The 943-nt window shown below is 65.2% G+C and carries 1 protein-coding gene; it reads right to left on the reverse strand.

Annotation, left to right across the window (positions count from 1 at the left end; all coding sequences use genetic code 11):
• Window position 1: 1 nt before the first annotated feature.
• Window positions 2-943: elongation factor Tu (gene tuf / locus OOT46_RS30625; RefSeq protein WP_265407405.1), on the reverse strand; the 942-nt coding region annotated here is incomplete at its 5' end.

The following is a 943-nucleotide window of genomic DNA, read 5'->3' on the forward strand; positions in this document are numbered from 1 at the left end:
CTTACTCGATGATCTTCGCAACGACGCCGGCGCCGACGGTGCGGCCGCCTTCACGGATGGCGAAACGCAGGCCTTCTTCCATGGCGATCGGTGCGATCAGCTTGACGGTGATCGAGACGTTGTCGCCGGGCATCACCATTTCCTTGTCCTTCGGCAGCTCCACCGCGCCGGTCACGTCCGTGGTACGGAAGTAGAACTGCGGGCGGTAGTTGTTGAAGAACGGGGTGTGGCGGCCGCCTTCGTCCTTGCTCAGCACGTACACCTCGGCGGTGAAGTGCGTGTGCGGCTTGATCGAGCCGGGCTTGCACAGCACCTGGCCGCGCTCCACTTCCTCACGCTTGGTGCCGCGCAGCAGGATACCGACGTTGTCACCGGCCTGGCCCTGGTCCAGCAGCTTGCGGAACATCTCCACGCCCGTGCAGGTGGTCTTCTGCGTCGCCTTGATGCCGACGATCTCGATTTCCTCGCCGACCTTGACCACACCGCGCTCCACGCGCCCGGTCACCACCGTGCCGCGGCCGGAGATCGAGAACACGTCTTCCACCGGCATCAGGAAGGTGCCGTCCACGGCACGCTCCGGCGTCGGGATGTAGGTGTCCAGCGCTTCGGCCAGCTTCATGATGGCCTGCTCGCCCAGCTCGCCCTTGTCGCCTTCCAGCGCCAGCTTGGCCGAGCCCTTGACGATCGGGGTGTCGTCGCCGGGGAACTCGTACTTGCTCAGCAGTTCGCGAACTTCCATTTCGACCAGCTCGAGCAGCTCGGCGTCGTCCACCATGTCGCACTTGTTCAGGAACACGATGATGTACGGCACACCCACCTGGCGCGCCAGCAGGATGTGCTCGCGGGTCTGCGGCATCGGCCCGTCAGCGGCCGAGCACACCAGGATCGCGCCGTCCATCTGCGCCGCGCCCGTGATCATGTTCTTCACGTAGTCGGCGTGCCC

The organism is Aquabacterium sp. A7-Y, assembly GCF_026153205.1.
Taxonomy (GTDB): Bacteria; Pseudomonadota; Gammaproteobacteria; order Burkholderiales; family Burkholderiaceae_C; genus Caldimonas.